Origin of the sequence: Paenibacillus sp. FSL W8-0186, from assembly GCF_037969765.1 — a bacterium.
GTDB classification, from domain to species: domain Bacteria; phylum Bacillota; class Bacilli; order Paenibacillales; family Paenibacillaceae; genus Fontibacillus; species Fontibacillus woosongensis.
Window position 1 is genome coordinate 202,105 of the sequence record NZ_CP150207.1, and the last position, 21,003, is coordinate 223,107.

Annotated in this window: 17 protein-coding genes and 1 other RNA gene; 16 read left to right on the forward strand and 2 right to left on the reverse strand. The window is 46.2% G+C overall.

The window, feature by feature from the left end; all coding sequences use genetic code 11:
* Window positions 1-79: 79 nt before the first annotated feature.
* Both rnr and smpB read left to right on the forward strand, forming a co-directional pair.
* Window positions 80-2,668 (forward strand): ribonuclease R, encoded by a 2,589-nt coding sequence (rnr, locus tag MKX50_RS00990; protein WP_339158145.1) that lies wholly within the window; start codon window positions 80-82, stop codon window positions 2,666-2,668.
* 361 nt (window positions 2,669-3,029) lie between these two features.
* Window positions 3,030-3,509: an SsrA-binding protein SmpB gene (gene smpB, locus MKX50_RS00995; protein WP_155612435.1), complete on the forward strand. Its 480-nt coding sequence runs from the start codon at window positions 3,030-3,032 to the stop codon at window positions 3,507-3,509.
* Window positions 3,510-3,585: 76 nt separating this feature from the next.
* Here smpB and MKX50_RS01000 read toward each other — a convergent pair whose 3' ends face one another.
* Window positions 3,586-4,578, reverse strand: coding sequence for a DUF2167 domain-containing protein (locus MKX50_RS01000; protein ID WP_339158146.1), 993 nt, complete (start codon window positions 4,576-4,578; stop codon window positions 3,586-3,588).
* A gap of 388 nt (window positions 4,579-4,966) precedes the next feature.
* Between MKX50_RS01000 and ssrA the strand changes: the two genes are divergently transcribed.
* The 12 genes from ssrA (at window position 4,967) to MKX50_RS01060 (ending at window position 17,422) form a co-directional block, all read left to right on the forward strand.
* Window positions 4,967-5,330, forward strand: a transfer-messenger RNA (tmRNA) gene (gene ssrA, locus MKX50_RS01005).
* 158 nt (window positions 5,331-5,488) lie between these two features.
* Window positions 5,489-6,742 carry a mechanosensitive ion channel domain-containing protein gene (locus MKX50_RS01010; RefSeq protein WP_339158147.1) on the forward strand — a complete coding sequence of 418 codons (1,254 nt, stop codon included), beginning with the start codon at window positions 5,489-5,491 and terminating at the stop codon, window positions 6,740-6,742.
* 389 nt (window positions 6,743-7,131) lie between these two features.
* Window positions 7,132-7,515, forward strand: coding sequence for an HNH endonuclease (locus tag MKX50_RS01015; protein ID WP_339159960.1), 384 nt, complete (start codon window positions 7,132-7,134; stop codon window positions 7,513-7,515).
* Window positions 7,516-7,842: 327 nt separating this feature from the next.
* Window positions 7,843-8,691, forward strand: coding sequence for an ATP-binding cassette domain-containing protein (locus MKX50_RS01020; protein ID WP_339158148.1), 849 nt, complete (start codon window positions 7,843-7,845; stop codon window positions 8,689-8,691).
* A gap of 41 nt (window positions 8,692-8,732) precedes the next feature.
* Entirely contained in the window at window positions 8,733-9,536 is an 804-nt protein-coding gene (locus MKX50_RS01025) for an ATP-binding cassette domain-containing protein (RefSeq protein WP_339158149.1), read from the forward strand.
* Window positions 9,529-10,278, forward strand: a complete 750-nt coding sequence (locus MKX50_RS01030) for an energy-coupling factor transporter transmembrane component T (protein ID WP_339158150.1) — start codon at window positions 9,529-9,531, stop codon at window positions 10,276-10,278. Before MKX50_RS01025 ends, MKX50_RS01030 begins: the two co-directional genes overlap by 8 nt.
* 24 nt (window positions 10,279-10,302) lie before the next feature.
* Window positions 10,303-10,881: a hypothetical protein gene (locus tag MKX50_RS01035; protein ID WP_339158151.1), complete on the forward strand. Its 579-nt coding sequence runs from the start codon at window positions 10,303-10,305 to the stop codon at window positions 10,879-10,881.
* 28 nt (window positions 10,882-10,909) lie between these two features.
* Window positions 10,910-12,340 (forward strand): PQQ-dependent sugar dehydrogenase, encoded by a 1,431-nt coding sequence (locus MKX50_RS01040; RefSeq protein WP_339158152.1) that lies wholly within the window; start codon window positions 10,910-10,912, stop codon window positions 12,338-12,340.
* A 125-nt stretch (window positions 12,341-12,465) separates the two neighbouring features.
* Window positions 12,466-13,626, forward strand: coding sequence for a cobalamin-independent methionine synthase II family protein (locus tag MKX50_RS01045; RefSeq protein WP_339158153.1), 1,161 nt, complete (start codon window positions 12,466-12,468; stop codon window positions 13,624-13,626).
* A gap of 278 nt (window positions 13,627-13,904) precedes the next feature.
* A complete protein-coding gene (locus MKX50_RS01050; RefSeq protein ID WP_213594713.1) occupies window positions 13,905-14,246 on the forward strand; it encodes a DUF485 domain-containing protein in 342 nt (113 codons plus the stop codon).
* Between the two features lie 3 nt (window positions 14,247-14,249).
* On the forward strand, window positions 14,250-15,800 hold the full coding sequence (locus MKX50_RS01055) for a cation acetate symporter (protein ID WP_213594711.1): 1,551 nt from the start codon (window positions 14,250-14,252) through the stop codon (window positions 15,798-15,800).
* 179 nt (window positions 15,801-15,979) lie between these two features.
* On the forward strand, window positions 15,980-17,422 hold the full coding sequence (locus tag MKX50_RS01060; RefSeq protein WP_339158155.1) for an ankyrin repeat domain-containing protein: 1,443 nt from the start codon (window positions 15,980-15,982) through the stop codon (window positions 17,420-17,422).
* A gap of 140 nt (window positions 17,423-17,562) precedes the next feature.
* Here the strand turns inward: MKX50_RS01060 and MKX50_RS01065 are convergent, their stop codons facing one another.
* The gene (locus tag MKX50_RS01065) at window positions 17,563-18,444 is read right to left on the reverse strand and encodes a hypothetical protein (protein ID WP_339158156.1); all 882 of its coding nucleotides are present in this window, start codon (window positions 18,442-18,444) and stop codon (window positions 17,563-17,565) included.
* 658 nt (window positions 18,445-19,102) lie between these two features.
* Here MKX50_RS01065 and MKX50_RS01070 point away from each other — a divergent pair.
* Both MKX50_RS01070 and MKX50_RS01075 read left to right on the forward strand, forming a co-directional pair.
* Window positions 19,103-20,041, forward strand: coding sequence for a VOC family protein (locus MKX50_RS01070; RefSeq protein ID WP_213594705.1), 939 nt, complete (start codon window positions 19,103-19,105; stop codon window positions 20,039-20,041).
* A 161-nt stretch (window positions 20,042-20,202) separates the two neighbouring features.
* Window positions 20,203-20,961, forward strand: coding sequence for a glucose 1-dehydrogenase (locus tag MKX50_RS01075; protein ID WP_213594703.1), 759 nt, complete (start codon window positions 20,203-20,205; stop codon window positions 20,959-20,961).
* Window positions 20,962-21,003: the final 42 nt, after the last annotated feature.

Below are 21,003 nucleotides of genomic sequence, written 5' to 3' on the forward strand. Positions count from 1 at the left end.
GTAATTCGTGGAAATTGGTTCCCAACATATAAAATACATAACCGGTTAAGGACAAGCCGAGCCGGGCCGAGGTGAGTTTATGGTAACAGAATCAGAGCTGCTTGATTTTATGCGGGAGACCGCTTATAAACCGATGACCTATCAGGAGCTTGAAGAGCATTTCCATATTGCGGACGCGAAGGAATTCAGGGAGTTCCTGAAGCTGCTGAACCGTTTGGAGCAGGAAGGGAAAATCATACTGACGCGAACTCACCGTTACGGCATGCCGGAGCGGATGGATTTAGTGCGGGGACGGCTGCAGGCGCATGCCAAAGGCTTCGCTTTTCTCATTCCAGAGGATCGCGAGCACCCTGACGTATATATTCATGCCAATGATCTCAAAAGCGCGATGAACGGCGATACCGTCCTCGTGCGCGTCAATTCGAAAAGCATAGCCGGCGGCAAGCTGGAGGGCGAGGTCGTACGGGTCGTTACCCGGGCCGTGACCCAGGTTGTCGGCGTATTTCAGAACGAAGAGGCTTATGGCTTCGTCATCCCGGATGACAAGCGGATTAATCGCGATATTTTCATTCCGAAAGAGGGCTTTAACGGTGCGGCCAACGGCCAAAAGGTCGTCGTGCGGATCGTGCAGTACCCGGAAGGGAGAGCCGCTGCCGAAGGCGAGATTATCGAAATTCTCGGGCATAAGGATGACCCGGGTGTCGATATTCTGTCGATCATTCGCAAGCATCAATTGCCGGAGGCTTTTCCGGACGATGTGATGGAAGAGGCGATGAGCGTCCCCGATGAGATCGACCCGGCGGAAATTGCCAAGCAAGGGCGGCGCGATCTGCGGGATAAGGTCATTGTAACGATCGATGGTGAGGATGCGAAGGATTTGGACGATGCGGTGAACGTGGAGCGTCTGCCGAACGGCCATATCAAGCTAGGCGTGCATATTGCCGATGTCGGTTATTATGTGCGCGAGAAGTCGAAGCTCGATCAGGAGGCGTATAACCGCGGGTGCAGCGTGTATCTTGTGGACCGTGTAATTCCGATGCTGCCGCATCGGCTGTCGAACGGCATATGCTCCCTGAATCCAAAGGTAGACCGGTTCACGCTGTCGTGCGAGATGGAATTCAACGAGCAGATGAAGGTCGTGAAGCATGATATTTTTACGAGTGTGATTCGCACGAAAGAACGGATGACCTACACGAATGTTCGCAAGATCGTCGAGGACGAGGATCCGGAGGTCACGGCGCGCTACAGCGAATTGGCCGATATGTTCCGCCTGATGAAGGAGCTGGCGCTCAAGCTGCGGAGCAAGCGGATGCGCCGCGGGGCGGTGGACTTCGACTTTGAGGAATCGAAGGTGATCGTGGATGAGAACGGCAAGCCGACGGATATTGTCAAAAGAGAGCGCTCAATCGCGGAGCAAATCATCGAGGAGTTCATGCTGGCGGCCAACGAGACGGTGGCGGAGCATTTCCATTGGCTGAAGGTGCCGTTCATTTACCGGATTCACGAAGACCCGGATCAGGAGAAGCTGCTCAATTTCATGATGTTCGTCGCCAATTTCGGATACTCGGTCAAGGGCGGCAAAGGCGACCGTGTTCATCCTCGCGCGCTGCAGTCGCTGCTGGAGGATATCCAGGGGACGAAGGAGCAGACGGTCATCAGCACGATGATGCTGCGTTCGATGAAGCAGGCGAAGTACGATGCGGAGAGCACGGGGCATTTTGGGCTGGCTGCCGAGTTCTACACGCATTTCACCTCGCCGATCCGGCGTTATCCGGATTTGGTCATTCACCGGGTCATTCGCGAGGTTATTGAGAACGGTGGGGCTCTGCCGGCGGCGCGGGAAGAATATTTGGCCAGCCGGATGCAGGAGATTGCCCAGCAATCGTCTGAGCGCGAGCGGGTCGCCGTGGAGGCCGAGCGGGATACGGAGCAGCTGAAGAAGGCCGAGTTCATGCTCGATAAGGTCGGGGAGGAGTTCCCGGGCATTATCAGCAGCGTGACGAGCTTCGGAATGTTCATCGAGCTGGAGAATACGGTGGAAGGCTTGATCCGTCTTAGTGCGATGACGGACGATTATTACCACTTCCACGAGCAGCATATGGCGCTGATCGGCGAGCGCACGTCGAAAATCTACCGCATCGGCGATGAGGTCGAAATTCGCGTGGCCCGGGTCAACATGGACGACCATACGATTGATTTCGAGATGGTCGATATGAAGCCGCGGCGCCGGGGAGAAGGCTTTGAAGACGGCTTCGGCGGGCGCCCGGGCGACAAAGGCAGCAGCAAGCCGTGGCAGGCGGCTGGCGGCAAAGGCGGCAAGAACGGCGGCAAAGCCGGGAAGAAGGCCGGAGCGGGCAAGGCGTTCGGCAAAGCTGGCAAAGGCGCCGGCGGCAAGGGCAAGGCTGCGGCCGGGGGCAAGCGCGGCGGTAAGCGCGGTGCTGGAGCTGGAGCGGCCGGGGATGTCGGGCCAGCGGTAAGCTTTGGCTTCGGCTCCGGCAAAGGCGGCTATGCCCCAGGGCCGGCGCCTACGAGCCGCAAAGCGGGCGGCAGCAGCGGCGCGGGCAAGGGCTCGCGGCGGAAGAAGACGTCTGCGAGCGGGATTTTCATCGGCGGCGGCAGCAGTGGTGCGCCGGGCGCCGATGGGAAGCCGCCGCGCAAGAAGCGGTAGCTCTTGCGCGAGTGGCTCGCCTGCCCCTGGGCTGTGCCCGGGCGGGCGGCTTGGGCCGCGTGCCGGAACGGCGCGGCCTGTGGTGGCGGCCCCCACGGTGGTGGGGGCCGCTTGTTTGTGAGCGCCCACGAGCTGTGCTCGGGCGCTTGCGGTGGGGCCGCCCGCGCAGGGGCGGCCCTAGGGTTCAGCCCGGTGGCAGGCCCCGGGCTGGTGTGGCCGCGCCCACGTGTGGTGGGCGCCAGGGCTTTGCGCCGCGCAGCGGTGCGGGGGCGCCTTGATTTTGCGTCAGGTAGTTGATACAATTAATTTCTGGTGTACTAGAGTCAGTGACCTGGCAAAAATGGCGGTGAGGAGGATGAACATGGGCAAGAAGAATGATGGTAAGGTATTGGCGCAGAACAAGAAGGCTTCCCATGATTACTTCATCGAGGATACCTTTGAGGCAGGGATGGTGCTGACCGGTACCGAAATCAAGTCGATCCGGAACGGCAGAGCGAACATCAGCGATGCATTTGCCACGATTCGCAATGGCGAGATTCACATTCATAATATGCATGTGAGCCCGTTCGAACAAGGGAATCGGCATAATCCGACGGATCCGACGCGAGCACGCAAGCTGCTGCTGCATAAGGCACAGATCAACAAGCTGCTCGGCCTGTCGAAGCAGGAAGGGTATTCGATCGTGCCGCTGAAGATATATATCCGTAACGGCTATGCCAAGCTGCTAATCGGCCTGGGTAAAGGGAAGAAGCAGTACGACAAGCGGGAAGCCGCAGCCAAGCGCGATGCACAGCGCGATATTCAGCGCATCCTTCGCGAGAAGCAGAAGGTGGCGCGGTAATTTACTATAATAAAAGCCAAAACCTCGGATCGCAGCGGCATCATGCTTGCTGCAATCCGAGGTTTTTTGATGCCTCCTAGAGGGAGGTTGGCGGCTTTTTATTTTCCTCTTCCAATTCGAATTTGGATTTGAATCTCGAGTCTTCGTCAGCCTCCTGCTGCGGATCGCTTGGATGGGAGCTGTGATCTGCTCCGTCCGCTTGGTTAGCCTCTTCAACTGGATCTTCCTGCTGCTTATTCTTGCCTTTCCCGCGAAGCCTGTTGAACAGCCATACGAACGGCAGGATTAACACAAACCAGAATTTTTTGATCAGGACGGCAAGCAAGCCGAACAGTCCTGCTTTTTTGGCGACCGCCAGTCCCGCTCCGCCCAGAATGAGTCCGGTCAAACCCATCGAGGATTTTTTATCGACAGCAGGATCAAAATCCTCATAGGTTTTCCCTGGGTTAACCACGAGGTTCGGCAGGATGTCACGCTCCAGAGTCGCGCGGTCTGCGGCCAGGTGCTCAGGGTCGGAGGCCAGAATGACGGATAGATAACCCGTACGCGTCAATACGCGGACGTGATAGTTAATGATCTTCTCCCCTTTGTAATTATGAAGGAGCAAAGACCAGGTGAGGCTCCGCAAGGATTCGTTATATGTAGGTTCAATATCCCATCCATCTACATAAAGACGGCTATGCTCTGCAACTTCTTTGTTGGCTTCTTCTGAGCCTGTTTTGAAGCTGTCCAGAAGCTTGTCGGCATTAATTTTTGTCTTCTCGTCATCCGAAATATGACCCGAGTCTACGTATTCAAAGTAAGCTATCCAGTAAGCATCTTCGTCTATAGGAAAAACAGCTCCGATCTCAAGATCAGAAGGGATCTGCCCATATTCTCGGATATAGGTTTTGATATCAGCGCCATTCAGAAATACGTAATCCTCATTAATCGTGACTTGCGCGATGTCGCCCACGGGAAGCGGTTGATTCGAGCCTTGAATCCAGTTCAGGCTGGTTTCATCGACAGCTTCAGCGCTGGCAGATAAGGGTGCGGCCAAGATACTGATGACTAGAATCCAGGCCATCATAAAATGTGTTGCATGACTTTTGAAAAAACAGCTAATTTTCATAACATCCTCCAATATTAGTTTGTCCAACCATCTATATCGGAGAATGATGTTATATTTTGTAGATTAATGTTTAATATTACCTTGAGGGTGATCAATAGTGGCTAAGAAACTTGCATTTCGTTGTTCGGGTTGCTACAATTATGGTCTACCTGCCATTAAATCACCAGACATGAAACGTGGTGAAAGTGGTATAATGGTTATAGTCAAGTTGAGGCGAGATTCGCTGAAAGCTGGCTATATTAAGTGCAAACAGCACTTATGCTCGGATTGAACCGGCAATCGCAGCCGACCCATTCGAGTCGCCGTTTAAGGCGGGCGGATCGTGGCAGACCGCTTATCTTATTTCGGGGGCGTTTTTGGATTCGACGGGGGTAGATCGAGCATAGGTAGCGGGTAGTGGGGACGCGTCCGCTTTATCAACGCTAAAGCCAATTAAACGGCAAACAACAAACAAACTACGCTCTCGCAGCTTAATAACCTGCAGACGTGCTCTCGCTCTGTATCGCCCATGTACCGGGATGAGGGCTCAACTTTAGTGGGATACGCTGTCTAGTCTCCGCCTGCGGCTAGCTGAAGAAGACAAACAGGCTGACCCGAAGGGAATCCGGTGACGGGGAGTCTCTAGGGTGACATCAAAACTGTCACTACACCCGTAGAAGCTTATGTGGCGTTGCCTTCGGACAGGGGTTCGACTCCCCTCGCCTCCATATGTACCATCAGAAAGACCACCGTTGAAGGTGGTCTTTTTTATTACACCTTTACCGAGCGTCTCCCCAATCAGCCCCGTAATGTCTTATCTTGGACTTTGCTTAGCACTAAAATCTAACTTATAATAATAGGCTAATCCATACTGCGTTAGGAGGAGACAATGGAATTTATCAAAAATCAACTAGACGGATATGGCATGAGCGAACAAACCATTGGATATCTTTCGAATATGATCATGGTCGTGTTTATAGCTGTGGTCTGTATACTGGCTAATTTCATAGCCAAAAAAATTGTGTTGAAGACGATTATTCATATCGTCCATAACAATAGGTATACGTGGGACAATATTATTTTGGAGAAAAAAGTGTTTCATAAGCTGTCGCATCTCGTGCCAGCTATCATCATTTATTATTCTGCGTCCACCTTTCTGCCCTATCAAGCTTTGATTGAAAAGGCCGCATTAACGTACATGATTATCGTAGCCATTGCGGTGTTTAATGCGCTGCTCAATGCTTTTGATGCGATTTATCGTTCGTTTGAAATCTCTAAGATCAGGCCGATTAAGGGGTATATACAGGTGGCGAAGATCGTTCTATTCATCGTTGGCGGCATTGTGGTGATCTCGAACCTCATCGGCCAGAATCCCTTGATCATTCTCAGTGGCCTTGGTGCTCTATCGGCTGTTCTGATGCTCATCTTCAAGGATTCCATATTAGGCCTGGTGGCAGGCGTTCAATTATCATCGAATGATATGGTGCGTGTCGGTGACTGGATTGAAATGCCTAAATATAATGCGGACGGCGATGTGATCGACATTACGTTAAACACGGTAAAGGTTAGGAATTTCGATAAGACGATCACGATGATTCCGAGCTATGCGCTCATCTCGGACTCGTTCAAGAATTGGAGAGGCATGCAAGTATCCGGTGGCCGCAGGATTAAGCGTTGCATCTATATCGATACGAGCAGCATAAGCTTTTGTACCGAGGAAATGATTGAGGAATTCAAGAAGATTCACTTCCTTACCGAATATGTCACGACAAGATTAGATGAGATTAACGCATACAATCTGGAGCACCGGATTAATACGGAAAGCAAAGTGAACGGCAGACAGCTTACGAATGTGGGCGTATTCAGAGAATACATCCATCAATATCTGCGGAACCATCCGAAAATTCACCAGGAAATGACGCTGATTGTCAGACAGTTAGCACCGGGAGATAATGGACTGCCATTGGAAATTTACGCTTTCAGCAATGATACCAACTGGGGAGTGTATGAATCGGTTCAGGCGGATATCTTTGACCACATTTTTGCGGTTGCGCCGACATTTGGGCTACGTGCCTTCCAAAATCCAACGGGCCACGATATCGCCCAACTCAAAGAAAGCACGCAATTTTCGCGCGGGTATTGAGATCGAATCGGAGGTAAGTTGAAGTGAATTGCAAGGTGAAGGCATAACTAAAATAAGTCTGGTATCAGCGATTAGACGATTAGACGATTAGGCGATTAGTGGGGCATGAGTTCGGTACTTTACCGGATTCATGTCTTTTAGTTAGCCTTAACAAGTAAAATGGAAGAAACAATTACGGCCGCCACGGATTTTCTCATCATTCCCCATAGACACCTACGTGGCGTTGCCTTCGGACAGGGGTTCGACTCCTCTCGCCTCCACCATCATGAACATCATCCGCATGAGGATGGTGTTTTTGTTTATAATAAGTCAAAGCATTTCGTATAGATGGAGTGAAATAGATGAATCATAATCATAGCGATGGAGGTACAATGATATCGGTACTCAATATGGATGGTCAAGAACTAACGCCATGTTTGCCTCATCGAGCTTGGCGGGAAGTCGAGCGTTCGCGTGCCGTCTGGATTGATGAGGGGACGATCCAATTACTGTATAACCCGTTCTTATTTCGTGACTATCGAAAAGTCGCGCTAAAACGGGATCATCACACTTGTTTGTGGTGCGGACGTCCCGCCACGACAGTGGACCATATTATCCCCTCAAGCAAAGGCGGCTCGGATCTTCCACACAATCTGCTTGCTTCATGTAGCGATTGTAATACGAAGCGAGGAAACCGTACTGCGTTCTCTTATCTTGCCGAAAATGCACATTCGGCTCCTAATCTTATCAAGCTTTGTTGGCGCATTTTTAGAGCTAAATACAGACATCGTTAATTGTAAAAATGCACAGGAGTATTCCTTTCGGTTAGCTGATGCGACAATGAAGATTCCGGGAGATTTTTTTCTTTGGCGGCTAGGCGAGGCGACAATTCCATTCCGATATTATGAGGGAGACCTGTATGTAGCCGTATCGCATGACGTTATTTTCAAAAAATGCTAGAAGTTGTTGAGCATTTAAATGCGCAATATATAGAAGGTTAAGGTAGAGGGCACCTGATAGGGTACTCTTTTTAATGTAACATAACAAACAAGCCTGTGATCATATAAATGGTGAATGTATATATATGTTCTCTTTTTTAGTGTAGGAAATGGGGTAACGATATGACCGATTCCTCCAAATCGCCAGCCGTCCGCTTCGAGAACGTTTCATTCAGATATTCAGAGCAAAGTGAATGGGTCATAAAGGATATTAATTTTAGCATTACGCTGGGTGAATGGGTATCCATCGTGGGAGGAAATGGTTCGGGGAAATCGACTTTAATTAAATTAATGAACGGCTTGTTGAAGCCAAGCTTGGGAAGAGTGCATGTCCTCAGTGAAAATATCGAAATGACGAATCTCCTTAAGATTCGCAAGTCTGTTGTGGTTGTTTTTCAAAACCTTGATGAGCAGATTGTGGGAACAACTGTTGAAGAAGATATTGCATTCGGTTTGCAAAATCTGATGCTCCAGAGGGATGAGATCATTTCGAGAGTAGACCGTATGATGAAACTACTGCAACTGGAGGAGTATAGGAACCGCCCCGTTCGAACCTTATCCGGAGGACAGAAGCAGTTGGTAGCGATTGCGGGCGTACTTGCCATGGACCCCAAAATCATCGTTTTCGATGAGTCCACATCCATGTTGGATCCACAAAGTACCATCCATCTGCACAGCCTAATGTCTGATCTTCATCAACAGGGATTCACCGTGATCCATGTGACTCATCATCCAGAAGACATATTAAAGGCAGATCGGATACTGGTATTGAATCAAGGTAGACTTGTTTTTGAGGGAGATGTCCCCACCTTAATGAAGCAGCCCGAGATTCTCCAAGATGCTCATACGCTACCGCCTTTTGTTGTACGCTTCAAGGAATCGCTTTATAGGAGAGGAATAGAGCTGTCAGGCGGCTGCAAATCGGAAAAGGAATTGGCTAAATCCATATGGGAATACATTTCTGCGATGTAAGCTATACATATGCCAAAGGAACGCCTATGGAGCATAGAGCGGTGAAGTGTATAACTTTGTCCATTCCCGACGGACAATTTATTGCGATCATGGGTTCATCCGGGTCTGGAAAATCCACGTTAGGTCAGCTTAGTGCGGGTTTGTTGAAGCCAGATAAGGGTACAGTGTACGTGGATAATATCCCGATCAACAACCGCAAAAGCCGTTCTCAATTATGGAACAAAATCGCTTATGTATCCCAATTCCCGGAGCACCAGTTGTTTGAAGAAACGGTATTTCTGGATATCGGCTTTGGCCTTCGCAGGATGAAGTATAGCGATCATGAAATCATGGCCAAAGTGAAAGAAGCCATGGAATTAATAGGGCTGGACTTTGAACGGTACAAGGATCGATCCCCTTTTCAGCTTAGCGGTGGAGAACAAAGACTTGCTGCATTGGCAGGGGCGCTGATCAAAGAGCCAAATATTCTTATACTAGATGAACCGACAGCCGGACTCGATCCGTCAGCTCGTATGAAGCTCCATGCTCTACTGACCCTTCTTAAGCGAACACGCCGAATATCCATAGTCTACATTACTCATGATCTTCAGGATGCATTGGAGCATGCAGATCGTTTGATCCTTTTACATCACGGAGAATTGGTCCATGACTTGAAAGCAAGCGTAATCCAAAGCGTACTTGATCATCCTCGCATTCCTTTATTTCCAACCCCACTACTGCGTCTATGCAAGGAACTTGAAGTCATTTTCCCTGAAATAGCCGATTTAGAGATCGTGCAGGAAAACAAGCTCCTCAACTATGTATCTGAACGAATCTTACGTATCTCGGAGATGGACAATGAATAACCTTGGCGCATTATCCTCCTTGCAGTATGTAGCAGGCGATTCCTTACTTCACCGGCTGGACCCCCGTTCAAAGTATGGTTTTGCTATCAGTTATTTGGTAACCCTTGTTTCATCCAACTCCTTAATAACGAGTTGGGTAGGTATGGTTATCGTCATATCCTCCTATCTGCTTTCCGGGTTTCATCTTCTTATGGTATGGAACAATCTTCGAGGTATTATTGTCGTCCTATTCATATTGGGTAGTATCCAAGCCAGTCTAAATGGGATAGAAGCCGCAGCTCTAATGACGTTAAAAGTGCTTTCTTTTTTCCTGATGATCACATTGATGTTATCCACAACGCCGCCTGAAAAACAAATAGAGGGACTTCGTAAATTATTATCCCCTGTACGCCGCTTAGGGATAAATACGGAAACGTTTGTGTTTATGTTCACTGTAGCCGTTATTTATATGCCGCTGCTTTTGGAGGATACAATGCGAATCATGCAGGCACAGAGAGTCCGTGGATTGCATAACGGCAGATGGAATATAGCAAGGAGGAGCAGAGATATGCTTTTACTTTTGATACCTGTACTCCTCATGATTTTAAGGCGGGCAGAACGATTGTCAGAGGCCATGGAGTCCCGATGTTATCAGCCGGGATGCGAGCGAACGGGTTATGTTCAACTGAAAATAGCTAAACACGACATCGTCGTTTTGATTCTGGCGATCTTGCTTCCTTTTATTCTTCTGTACCCAATATAAAGGCAGGAGGGAGGCTTCATAACAATGCGTAAACTTCTCCTAAATTATTGGACAAAACCGTTGCCGCAAATGTCCGAAACAATATTACCCCAAGTTGGTGCAAATCAAACTAAAACTCTGATCATCATTGCGTTCTTTAGCGCCCTTACCGCATTACTCCAATCGGCGGGGGGCTTTTTGCCAGGACCGGGATACTTGATCAGCCCGTTTTCTACTGCCCCAATTGTATTATCGACGCTCATTACGTTACGCTCGGGCCTTACTGCGTATGCACTTAGCTGCTTGTTATTGCTTCTTATTCAACCCAGCGAATTAATCGTCTTTCCATTTACTACAGGATTGCTTGGGTTAGCATTGGGCTTCGGCATGACACATTTCAAAAATCGGATTCAGGTCATATTATTTTCCTCAGTCGCGTTATGGATGGGTATTGCGCTAGTGGTATATGCCTTTCGCTTTCCCATACTCGGACCGACGGTTTCAGTAAACTTTCAGGTTGACATCAGCGTGTATGTCTTACTTTTTAGCTTGCTTTATAGCGGGATCTGGACGGAAATTAGTCTCCGGCTATTAGCGAGATTAAAAAAAGCCGTGCAAAAATAATAATTAAGGGGAAGGAGTGTGATGTTAGTTGATGAAAGTTAAGGTGAGTTTACGGCCTATTGTAAGTAAGATCAATTTACCCACTGTTATGAAAACAGCTATACTTCCGGGCGATTCAGTTGAACGATTGTTTATTGCAACCCAGGTTGGAGAAATCTTTTACATAGGCAATGGAGTTATAAGAACTTTTTTGGATATTCGCCCGCGAGTCATCAAGCTAGGTACTTCTGAACCGGGTGTTTCTCGTGGTGGATATGATGAACGGGGATTGCTAGGGCTGGCGTTTCATCCCAAGTTTTATTATAACGGTCTGTTTTATCTTCATTATTCAGTAGCTGGAACACAAGGTCCAGGTGCTCTTTCTGAACCTTTTAAGCCTAATCCGTGCGATCCCGGAACTTTAAACTTAAGGTGGGTAAATAGAGAAACTCAGTATGATCATATTGATACCGTCGAAGAATGGATTTTACAAACGAATGGTCAACCTCGTAAACGGCGGACACTACTTCAATTAAGAAGGCCATTTTTTAATCATAACGGTGTCAATAGCTTAAACTTTTCACCTGAAACAGGAAAGCTTATTCTAACAACCGGAGATGGAGGATCAGGGTATGATCCATTTAATTTAAGTCAGGACGATATGGAGATAGCCGGTAAAATCATAGAAATTGATATAGTTAAGCATACATTTATCCATGATCCACCTGTAGTCACACGTTTTAATGAATTTCCCGCACCTATTCAGGAAACCCTTACGGTCATTGCCAAAGGGGTTCGCAATATACCAGGCATTTCATTTCAAAGGTATTATAATTCATATATCAAATATGTGGGAAATGTTGGTCAGGATTTGGTAGAATCGATTTTTTCATTCGTTCATTATAAACCCATACCGGTTACTCAGCTTATTCAAGCTTCTTTCATGAATTCTGAACTTGATCAAGAAGGATTTATTAACTTTGGCTGGCGAGGATGGGAAGGAGCTTTTCCTGCTTCGTTTATAAGGGGCTGCTCTGCAAATCCGACTTTGGATGAGAAAACAACTGCTTATTACGATGAAGCCATACAAACTTCTGTGAGGCGAATTCAGCCTTTAACAAGTTATTATCATAAAGATCCCAGACCTGATAAATTTGGAGGAACTGCACTTACAGGTGTCCAGTCATATATAGGGAATCAAATTCCTAGTTTAACGGGTAGCGTTGTGTTTACCGATCTTGCCCGGAATGAAGGGGATGGCTCTCAGGTTAAAGGGGTTTTAGCTTATACTAGGGTAAGAGCGGATTGTAAACTAAATGATTTTAGTGTGATTGAAACCGATTATAATTTTGGATCTCAATCCGCTTATTATGTGAGTTTGGGGTCGAATTTAGATCAAACCAGACTATATTTAGGGGTTTACAGCTCTATGAAAGTAACTGATTTCAACCAAGGTACTGTGTTTGAAATCATTCCATAATTCATAACCATTCCCGCTATAGCTTTTAGCTATAACTAGTTATGACTTTTCGGTGTTACGTTATAATACCTCTTCCATGCTACAATCAGAGCATTACGAGGTGAGACAACGAGGAGGTTTTTTGAATGAGCAGTAAATTCCAAACAGTAGGCAGTTTGTTGCGGCCGTCTGAACTTTTGAAATATAAAACACAAATAGAACATCGGGATGACATCAGCTATCCGTTCTATCAAGATTTTGAGGGTTATGAGCAGTGTGAAACAGAGGCAATTAAGGCTGTTGTTGAAAAACAAATTGAGCATGATTTGTCCATTATTACGGATGGTGAATATTCCAAATCCATGTGGCATCTAGATTTTGTGTGGGGATTTCAAGGAGTTGATCGCTATATTGCGGATCATGGATATTTTTTCCGCGATATTGATGGAAGCTCGAAATATGAGACGCGAAAAGATATTGGTTTGCGGATTACAGGTGAATTGAGCGGAAAGAATCATCATTTCATTGGCATATTCAAACAACTTCAAGCTCTTGCTGGCGACCGTGAAACGAAGCTATGCGTACCTTCGCCATCCCATATTTTTGGTGAATTGTCATGGTCGGATAACATTGGCGGCAAAGACGCGGTTTACAAGGATAGACATGAGCTTAAAAATGGCCTCGTCCAGGCATATAAAGAATTTGTTGAGGAATTCGCTGCTGCTGGCGGGAAAATTCTGCAATTTGACGATTGCTTATGGGAACTGTTTGCGGATGACAACCCGAATTCTCCGTATACCGGTGAACATATCAATCAAGAGGAAGTCCAAGCTCTTGCTGCTGAATTTATTGACATTAACAATACATTAATTGATTTTGGCCATAGCTTAGGTCTGAAAATGTGGACGCACAACTGCCGCGGCAACTATGATTCCCGGAATATGGGTGGCGGCTCCTATGTGAAAATTGCTAATCTGTTCCTGAAGCAGCTTAAATATGACCGTTTCTTCCTAGAATGGGATGATGAACGCGCAGGTTCGCTTGAGGCGCTTGCCGTCTTCAAGGAAAAGCCGGAGACCGAAATTGTACTTGGTTTGTTGTCATCCAAAACGAATACGCTGGATGATGAAGAGCGAGTCTTCAGAATGCTTGATGAAGCATCTCGTATTATTGACAAGGATCGATTGCTGCTGTCCCATCAATGCGGATTTGCTTCTTGTGATGGAGGTAATGAATTAACTGAGGCTGAGCAGTGGGCTAAAATTAATCAAGGACAAAGAATTGCCCAGCAGTATTGGAGTAAATAGGAATGTGTTACTAAAACCCGCTCTTTGAGCGGGTTTTCTCATTTTAAGAGTAAAATTGTAGACAACGCACAGGCTTCTCGCGGGTTACATAAAATACAAATAAACTAATATATTTACAATTTTAATTCTTGTTGTATAATATTTTCAAATTGCATATTCATAAAATGTTCACATTTTGTTAAAGGTGGTGGCCCTTAATAATTTGACAGGATGTTGGAAGCGCTTCGAATTATTTTATACTTTGCAGGTAAATTAAATTGAATGAGAGGGGATTACCGATGGTAAGTAAACCGTTAACCGCTGATCGGAAAAGGCAGAAGCTAACTCCCGCACAATACTCATCCATCGCGAAATCGGATCCATTTAGAAAGCTGATTCGAATTAAGAAAACATTCATTATTCCTTTCACAATCTTCTTCCTCTGCTTCTATTTCGCTCTGCCGATTCTGACTTCCTACACGAGCATCCTGAACCACTCCTTTTACGGCAGTATCACATGGGCCTGGGTCTTTGCTTTTCTGCAATTTATCATGACCTGGGCGCTTTGTATGATCTACTACAAAAAAGCGGCCAAGTTCGATGAAATCTCCGATCAAATTATAGCTGAGAAGGAGAGGTAGACGATGAATACAGCTGCATTTATTATGTTTCTTGCTATCGTTGCCCTAACCCTCGTTATTACATATTGGGCTTCGAAAAAAAATAATTCACCCAGCGAATTTTATACGGCTGGCGGCGGATTGACCGGCTGGCAGAACGGAATGGCGATTGCCGGAGACTATATGTCAGCGGCTTCGTTCTTAGGGATTGCGGGCTCGATTGCGTTAGCTGGATTTGATGGATTCTTCTACAGTATCGGATTCCTCGTCGCTTACTTAGTCGTTCTATTCTTGGTTGCGGAGCCTTTAAGAAATTTAGGGAAATATACTTTCGCGGATATGATCGCCGTTCGCTTTAAAACGGCAAAAATCCGCGGTTTTGCTGCATTTAATACGATGGTCATATCTATCTTCTACATGATTGCCCAGCTTGTAGGTGCAGGAGCATTGATCAAGCTGCTTCTCGGCATTGACTTTGCAACCTCTGTGATCATTGTAGGGATTCTCATGACCATCTATGTCACCTTTGGCGGGATGCACGCGACGAGCTGGGTACAGATTACTAAGGCGGTTCTACTGATGGCCGGAACGCTTCTCATCTCAATTTTGGTGCTGCATAAATTTAACTGGAGCATTACAGGCATGTTCGATCAAGTCAAAGAAGCAACGCCGCTCAAGGAGAAATTTCTTAATCCTGGCGTGAAGTATAAAGATGGGCTGGATACCTTGTCCTTGACGATGGGATTAGTCCTTGGAACCGCAGGCCTGCCCCATATTCTTGTCCGCTTCTTTACGGTTAAGAATGCAAAAATTGCCCGCAGCTCCGTGGTATACGCAACTTGGATTATCGGACTTTTCTATGTGATGACGATTTTCTTGGGTTTTGGTGCGGCTGCCTTCGTTGGAAATGGAGATATTACCGCTGCGGATAAAGCGGGGAACATGGCTGCTCCGCTGCTCGCACAAGCGCTGGGCGGCAATATGCTGTTTGCCTTTGTCTCGGCCGTAGCCTTCGCGACCATTCTCGCCGTTGTAGCAGGACTTGTGCTTACCGCTGCGGCAGCCTTCTCCCATGACTTCTACAATCAAATTTTGAGAAAAGGGAAAGCGACCGAGAAGCAGCAGGTTAATATGGCACGGTACGCTTCCATCGGGATTTCTGTCATTTCCATTATTCTGGCCTTATTTGCCCAAAATCTTAACGTTGCTTTCCTGGTATCGCTGGCGTTTGCCGTTGCTGCCAGTGCGAATCTGCCTGTTATTCTATATACGATTTTCTGGAGGCGGTTCAATACAAGCGGGGCGATTTGGGCTATGGTGGTGGGTCTGATCGCTTCCGTGGGACTCGTTATCGTCAGTCCAAACGTATTTCATCCAGAAGCGGGAAAGGCGATGTTCGTTGGGAACCCATGGTTTCCGCTTACGACTCCGGGTATTGTCTCTATTCCGCTTGGCTTCATCGCTGGCTTTGTTGGCACCATGCTGTCGCGTAAGACAGGCAAAGCAGACAACCAAGTCGAATACGATGAGATTCTCGTCCGTTCCAATACGGGAATGGGTAACACGGTGATGTAAGCTGGCAGTCTATCCTATCTCAAGGAATCCATTAAAAAAGCCACTAAACCTACGGTTTGGTGGTTTTTCTTCGGGCAGAGATCTGGCCGCAGCCCTACTTATGTTTATAAATATTTTATGGTAGGAAGATTTACCTATATATAGTAAAATAGTTTGAAAAACATACGGTGGGTGGATTCATGCATACAAGAGTCGTCATTGCTATATTAGTGTTTACTTTAACCATTTTAACTGGATGTACAACGGATAGGGATAACTCGTTGTCTTCTGGCAAACAAAGGGAAGATAAGTTCATCGTGCATGGGATCATGCTTGGTGATAGTACGGATAAGCTGATTGAAAAGTTGGGTTATCCCTTGACCAAGGGACAAGTTGTCGAAACTCAGTCCAATGAAATGGCGACTTCATATAAGTATGGGGAGCTCTCTTTTGGAATTCTTGATGATAAAGTAGTCTCCATTGAGACTACAGATAAAGAGTATAAAACTTCGGATGGAGTTAATGTGGGTACCTCATATGTCCAATTAATAAGAGCATATAGTGAACTGAATCCAAGGGAAGATGAGGAGAAAGAAGCAGTATATGTTGACGAGAATGACAAACTTATTTTCTTTTTCCTAGACAGATCTTTTAGAGTTGAACAAATTACATATACATATAAATCGGTATTCGAGAAAATGAGTAATATCACATTTGATGAAATCATCGAAAAGACACATGCCTCCGATACAACACCTTCAGCGCTACTTACTGTAGCTGTATTGAGTGATAGTGTCGATGATGTGAGAAGTTTATTAGATCTAGGCGCAGATCCCAATACAACGAAAGAAGGAGTATCTGTATTATTGCTGGCAGATTATAAAAACGGTACTGGGGCAGCTAAGGAAATTGTGGAAATATTAAGGCAAGCAGGAGCTAAGGTGTACAATGAATCGCTGCACTCAGAATTGAGTGAGGCTGTGGTAAATAATAATTCGTATGAAACTAGGGAGTTACTGCGGGCAGGGGCGAATCCTGATGCAATGGTCTCGACGAATGATGGAGAAATTGAACCGTCGGATGGCATTTCCGTGCTATGGTACGCTGTATATAAAGGCTACTCTGAAATCGCCAATCTGCTTCTCGAGAGTGGGGCATCGCCCGTAGACGATAAACAGATTGAAATGCAAGCGTCAGCAGATAATGCAATGCAAAACATGGACATCGATCAAATGGAGAGGCTTTTAAATGGGGGCCTAGATGCAAATGGCAGTACTGGTTTTGGACAATGGTCGGAGAGCTTTGTATATTTCAGTGCAGCCCGTAATAATCATGAAATGCTGCAGTTATTGTTAGAGCATGGAGCGAATCCCGTAGGAGTTATACAAGCCATTGCAGGACGAAGCGATTTAGCGGATACAAAAATATATACGATGCTGATCGATGCAGGAGATGATGTAAATATGACGGATTCTCAAGGCTTAACAGCATTAATGCATGCGGCTATGTATGGTAATAATGAGCTTGTGACGGTTTTACTTGAAGCGGGAGCCGACGTGAATATGAAAGACACTAATGGGTTGACAGCATTAGATTATGCCAATCAATATAATAACTACGAGACCATAAGTCTTCTCCAATGATTTTCGGTGAAACGGCTATTGGAGTTGAATGATACCGAACCGGAGGGCCTGGCGATTAACGGTGCTTAAGCAATGACCGTGTCAGCCAGGCCTTCGGGGTTAGTCGGCGGTAAAGCTGACTATTTTTTTCGCCTTTTCACTCACTGACTCGTAACGACAAGCGCCTCTTTTTCCTCATCCACATATACCGTGGTATTGCTTACCATTTCAAAGTCGGTTTGGGAGAGCCCTCCGCATTCATGAGCATGATATTGCAACAGGTTCTTTTTTTCCCCGTTCTTCTTGAGGGTCCAGCCCCCATATTTATTGACGAGGTAAGTATCTGAGCCTAATTTCCACTTGTAATTACCGTGGTCCAGTTTAGACACCGTGATTCCGAGTAGAGCCAGTAGGTCCTCAAAATCATCAATATGATATTGTTTGGTTGTCGTACAATATTTGACCTGGTTTGCGAAAACGTAGATATTTTCCTCTTCGTAATTTTTTCTAACCTTATATTCCTTGCCGTTGACGATCACGCTTCCGAGTTCTTTCAAGTGGCCGTCTATGTATCTTAGCGACTCGTGGTATTCCTCGATGGTGATCCAGGTGAACGAGTCCTTTTCCTTATCATAAGTCCCGTAATATCCATGCCCATAATCCTCTACTTCAACTTCGACAGGAAGCAGATCGTAGTTGTCTACATATTCTGCATAATCTCTCAACGTTTGCTCGATTTTAGCTAGTAACTCCTTTATTTGCTCCTCATCGTTGATTAAAGTGAAGAATTTAAACTTATAGGAAGTTCCCCAGTCATTAACGAGCTGTTTCGGGTGAATGGATTTCAACCGGAGTCCTTTTTTGGGATCAACAAAGCTGGCATAATAGTCATTACCCATGGACGGGTATTCGCTGAACACGGCTACCGAGGTTTGGGTTGCATTCGTTTCGTATTCGTGCAATCCAATTTCCTCCGGTTTAAAATATTTGGACAGCACATCTGCGTTAATTTGTTCTTCGCCTAGTCCCAGGGCATAATCCATGACCGCGTAGCCAAAGTTCGGCTTATCCCCTCCTTGGGTGTATCCATAATTGCGAAATTCAAATTCCCTTTGGATTCCGCGATCATCGGAAAATGCGACAACCCACCGGTAACTCGATCCTTTCACGGGCAAGGGATTCGCTCGCCAATGGATTTGTTCCTCCTCCAGCACTTCATAGGGGCCTAAAGAATAGTTGAGATAGGCACGAAATTTCTTGATGTAATTCGTTTTATAATGCTTCGTACATCCTGAGAGCAATAGGAAAAGCATAAGGCATCCCAACAGCAAAGTTACGAATCGTCTACCCATGACAATGACAACACCTCTCCCAATCATGAAATACAATTTCTTCTTTGATATCTTTTCCACAAAATATTTCGCCAAATAGTTGTACCAGAATAGACTATTTCTATATTGTAGTGTAAGTAGCATGAGAAAAAAAGGAAATTATAGCATCCAGTGTCGAAGCAGGCCGGATTATACGTTCGGCTGTAGAAGCGAGTCGTTTCTGTATGTATGCATGAATTTCATATTGTGATAAAATAACGAAAACAAAATGAGGCTGGTTAATTTTACAATCCCTATAAGGGTTTACCAACCTCTCCGTATGTAACAATATAGAGGTGTCAAAAATCCTCCACAAAGGGGCTGTTGAATCATGTCAATCCGGTTAACAGATCAAAGGATCGTTCCGCATTTATGGTACGACAAGGAGGCAAAAGAAGCAGCAGAGTTTTACGTCTCCTTATTCCCGGACTCAAAAATGACGAGTGTCACCACATTACATAACACACCGTCTGGTGATAGCGATCTAGTCTCTTTTGAAATTTGGGGTCAGAAGTTTATGGCGATCAGCGCAGGACCCCATTTTAAAATCAATCCGTCAGTGTCTATCATGGTTAATTTTGACCCATCTCGAGACAAAGATGCGGAAGAGAAATTGAATGCGGTTTGGAGCAAATTATCGGATGGCGGCACAGCATTAATGCCGCTTGATAAGTATCCGTTCAGCGAGAGATATGGATGGATTCAGGATAAGTACGGTATGACGTGGCAATTAATTCTTACCAACCCGGAAGGCGAAGAGCGCCCTGCGATCCTGCCGTCGATGTTGTTTGTCGGTGAGGTATGCGGGAAAACGGAAGAGGCGATTCATTTTTACCTGTCCGTATTTAAGAATTCAAAGCAGGGACTTACTGCCCGCTACCCCAAAGGCATGGAGCCGGACAAAGAAGGGACGATCATGTTTGCTGAATTCATGCTGGAAAATCAGTGGTTTACCGCCATGGACAGCGCGCATGAGCATAAGTTCAGTTTCAATGAGGCAGTTTCATTTGTCGTGTATTGCGACACACAAGATGAAATTGACTACTACTGGGACAAGCTCTCTGCAGTTCCTGAAGCCGAGCAATGCGGCTGGCTGAAAGATAAGTATGGCCTGTCCTGGCAGATCGTGCCGAGAGAGATGGACGAGATGATGAGCAAGGGTACGCCGGAACAGATGGCTGCCGTCACAGAAGCATTTCTTAAAATGAAGAAATTTGATCTTGCCGAATTACAGGAAGCGTACAACAGATCACGTGACTCTGTACAATAATTTAGCGGCGGCGAATTGTGTCTACACATACGACGGTTAGCCTCATATGGAGACCCGCTCACTGAGCGGGTCTTTCCTATTTGGCAGCGAATAATCTAGGGACGGCAACGGAATATTAAATCCGAGAGGCTTAATTAGTAAAAAATTCAGGGGGTAAAGAGATGAGCCTAAAAGATTTTGCAGGCCGTGTCGTATTAATTACTGGAGCTGCAACCGGGATTGGCCGTGCCACAGCGATTGCTTTTGCACGTCGTGGTGCGAAGGTAGCCATTGGCGACGTGAATGAGCAAGCCAATGAAACAGTTGAAATGATTCAAAAAGAAGGCGGAGAAGCCGCATTCTTTAAAACAGATGTAACAAACTCGAAAGACGTAAAATCGCTTGTTGAACAAACAGTAAAGCATTTTGGCGGATTGCATCACGCCTTCAATAATGCAGGAATTTTAAATAAACCCGCAAAATTCGCAGAAATTGAAGAGGATGTATTTGATAAAGTCATGGCCGTTGACGTCAAAGGCGTATTTCTTGCGGTAAAATATGAACTTGAATATATGGTTGCTAACGGTGGTGGCACCATTGTAAACACGGCTTCGGTAGCGGGTTTAATCGCCGATCCTAATATGGCACCCTACGTTGCTGCAAAACATGCAGTTACCGGTTTAACCAAAGCAGCTGCATTTGACTACGCCCAAGATGGCATTCGTGTAAACAGTGTTGCACCAGGTTTAACTGAAACACCTATGACTCAAATGTGGAAGGACGACGAAGAAAAATGGGCTGAAGTTACTTCGAACGTTCCCATGCGCCGTGCCGCTAAACCGGAAGAAATCGCTGAAATGGTCATATTCCTATCTTCCGATGCGGCAAGCTTCTGTAACGGATATGTTTATGCCGTCGATGGCGGACAAGTTGCTCACTAATCTGTAGGAATTGTTCTAAATAGAATGTTCATACTTCTAAAG

Excerpts from the sequence above, each read along its gene's own strand:
- rnr (WP_339158145.1), top strand. The coding sequence starts at position 80 with ATGGTAACAGAATCAGAGCTGCTTGATTTTATGCGGGAGACCGCTTAT.
- smpB (WP_155612435.1), top strand. The coding sequence starts at position 3,030 with ATGGGCAAGAAGAATGATGGTAAGGTATTGGCGCAGAACAAGAAGGCT.
- MKX50_RS01000 (WP_339158146.1), bottom strand. The coding sequence starts at position 4,578 with ATGATGGCCTGGATTCTAGTCATCAGTATCTTGGCCGCACCCTTATCT.
- MKX50_RS01010 (WP_339158147.1), top strand. The coding sequence starts at position 5,489 with ATGGAATTTATCAAAAATCAACTAGACGGATATGGCATGAGCGAACAA.
- MKX50_RS01015 (WP_339159960.1), top strand. The coding sequence starts at position 7,132 with ATGGATGGTCAAGAACTAACGCCATGTTTGCCTCATCGAGCTTGGCGG.
- MKX50_RS01020 (WP_339158148.1), top strand. The coding sequence starts at position 7,843 with ATGACCGATTCCTCCAAATCGCCAGCCGTCCGCTTCGAGAACGTTTCA.
- MKX50_RS01030 (WP_339158150.1), top strand. The coding sequence starts at position 9,529 with ATGAATAACCTTGGCGCATTATCCTCCTTGCAGTATGTAGCAGGCGAT.
- MKX50_RS01035 (WP_339158151.1), top strand. The coding sequence starts at position 10,303 with ATGCGTAAACTTCTCCTAAATTATTGGACAAAACCGTTGCCGCAAATG.
- MKX50_RS01045 (WP_339158153.1), top strand. The coding sequence starts at position 12,466 with ATGAGCAGTAAATTCCAAACAGTAGGCAGTTTGTTGCGGCCGTCTGAA.
- MKX50_RS01050 (WP_213594713.1), top strand. The coding sequence starts at position 13,905 with ATGGTAAGTAAACCGTTAACCGCTGATCGGAAAAGGCAGAAGCTAACT.
- MKX50_RS01055 (WP_213594711.1), top strand. The coding sequence starts at position 14,250 with ATGAATACAGCTGCATTTATTATGTTTCTTGCTATCGTTGCCCTAACC.
- MKX50_RS01060 (WP_339158155.1), top strand. The coding sequence starts at position 15,980 with ATGCATACAAGAGTCGTCATTGCTATATTAGTGTTTACTTTAACCATT.
- MKX50_RS01065 (WP_339158156.1), bottom strand. The coding sequence starts at position 18,444 with ATGGATTATGCCCTGGGACTAGGCGAAGAACAAATTAACGCAGATGTG.
- MKX50_RS01070 (WP_213594705.1), top strand. The coding sequence starts at position 19,103 with ATGTCAATCCGGTTAACAGATCAAAGGATCGTTCCGCATTTATGGTAC.
- MKX50_RS01075 (WP_213594703.1), top strand. The coding sequence starts at position 20,203 with ATGAGCCTAAAAGATTTTGCAGGCCGTGTCGTATTAATTACTGGAGCT.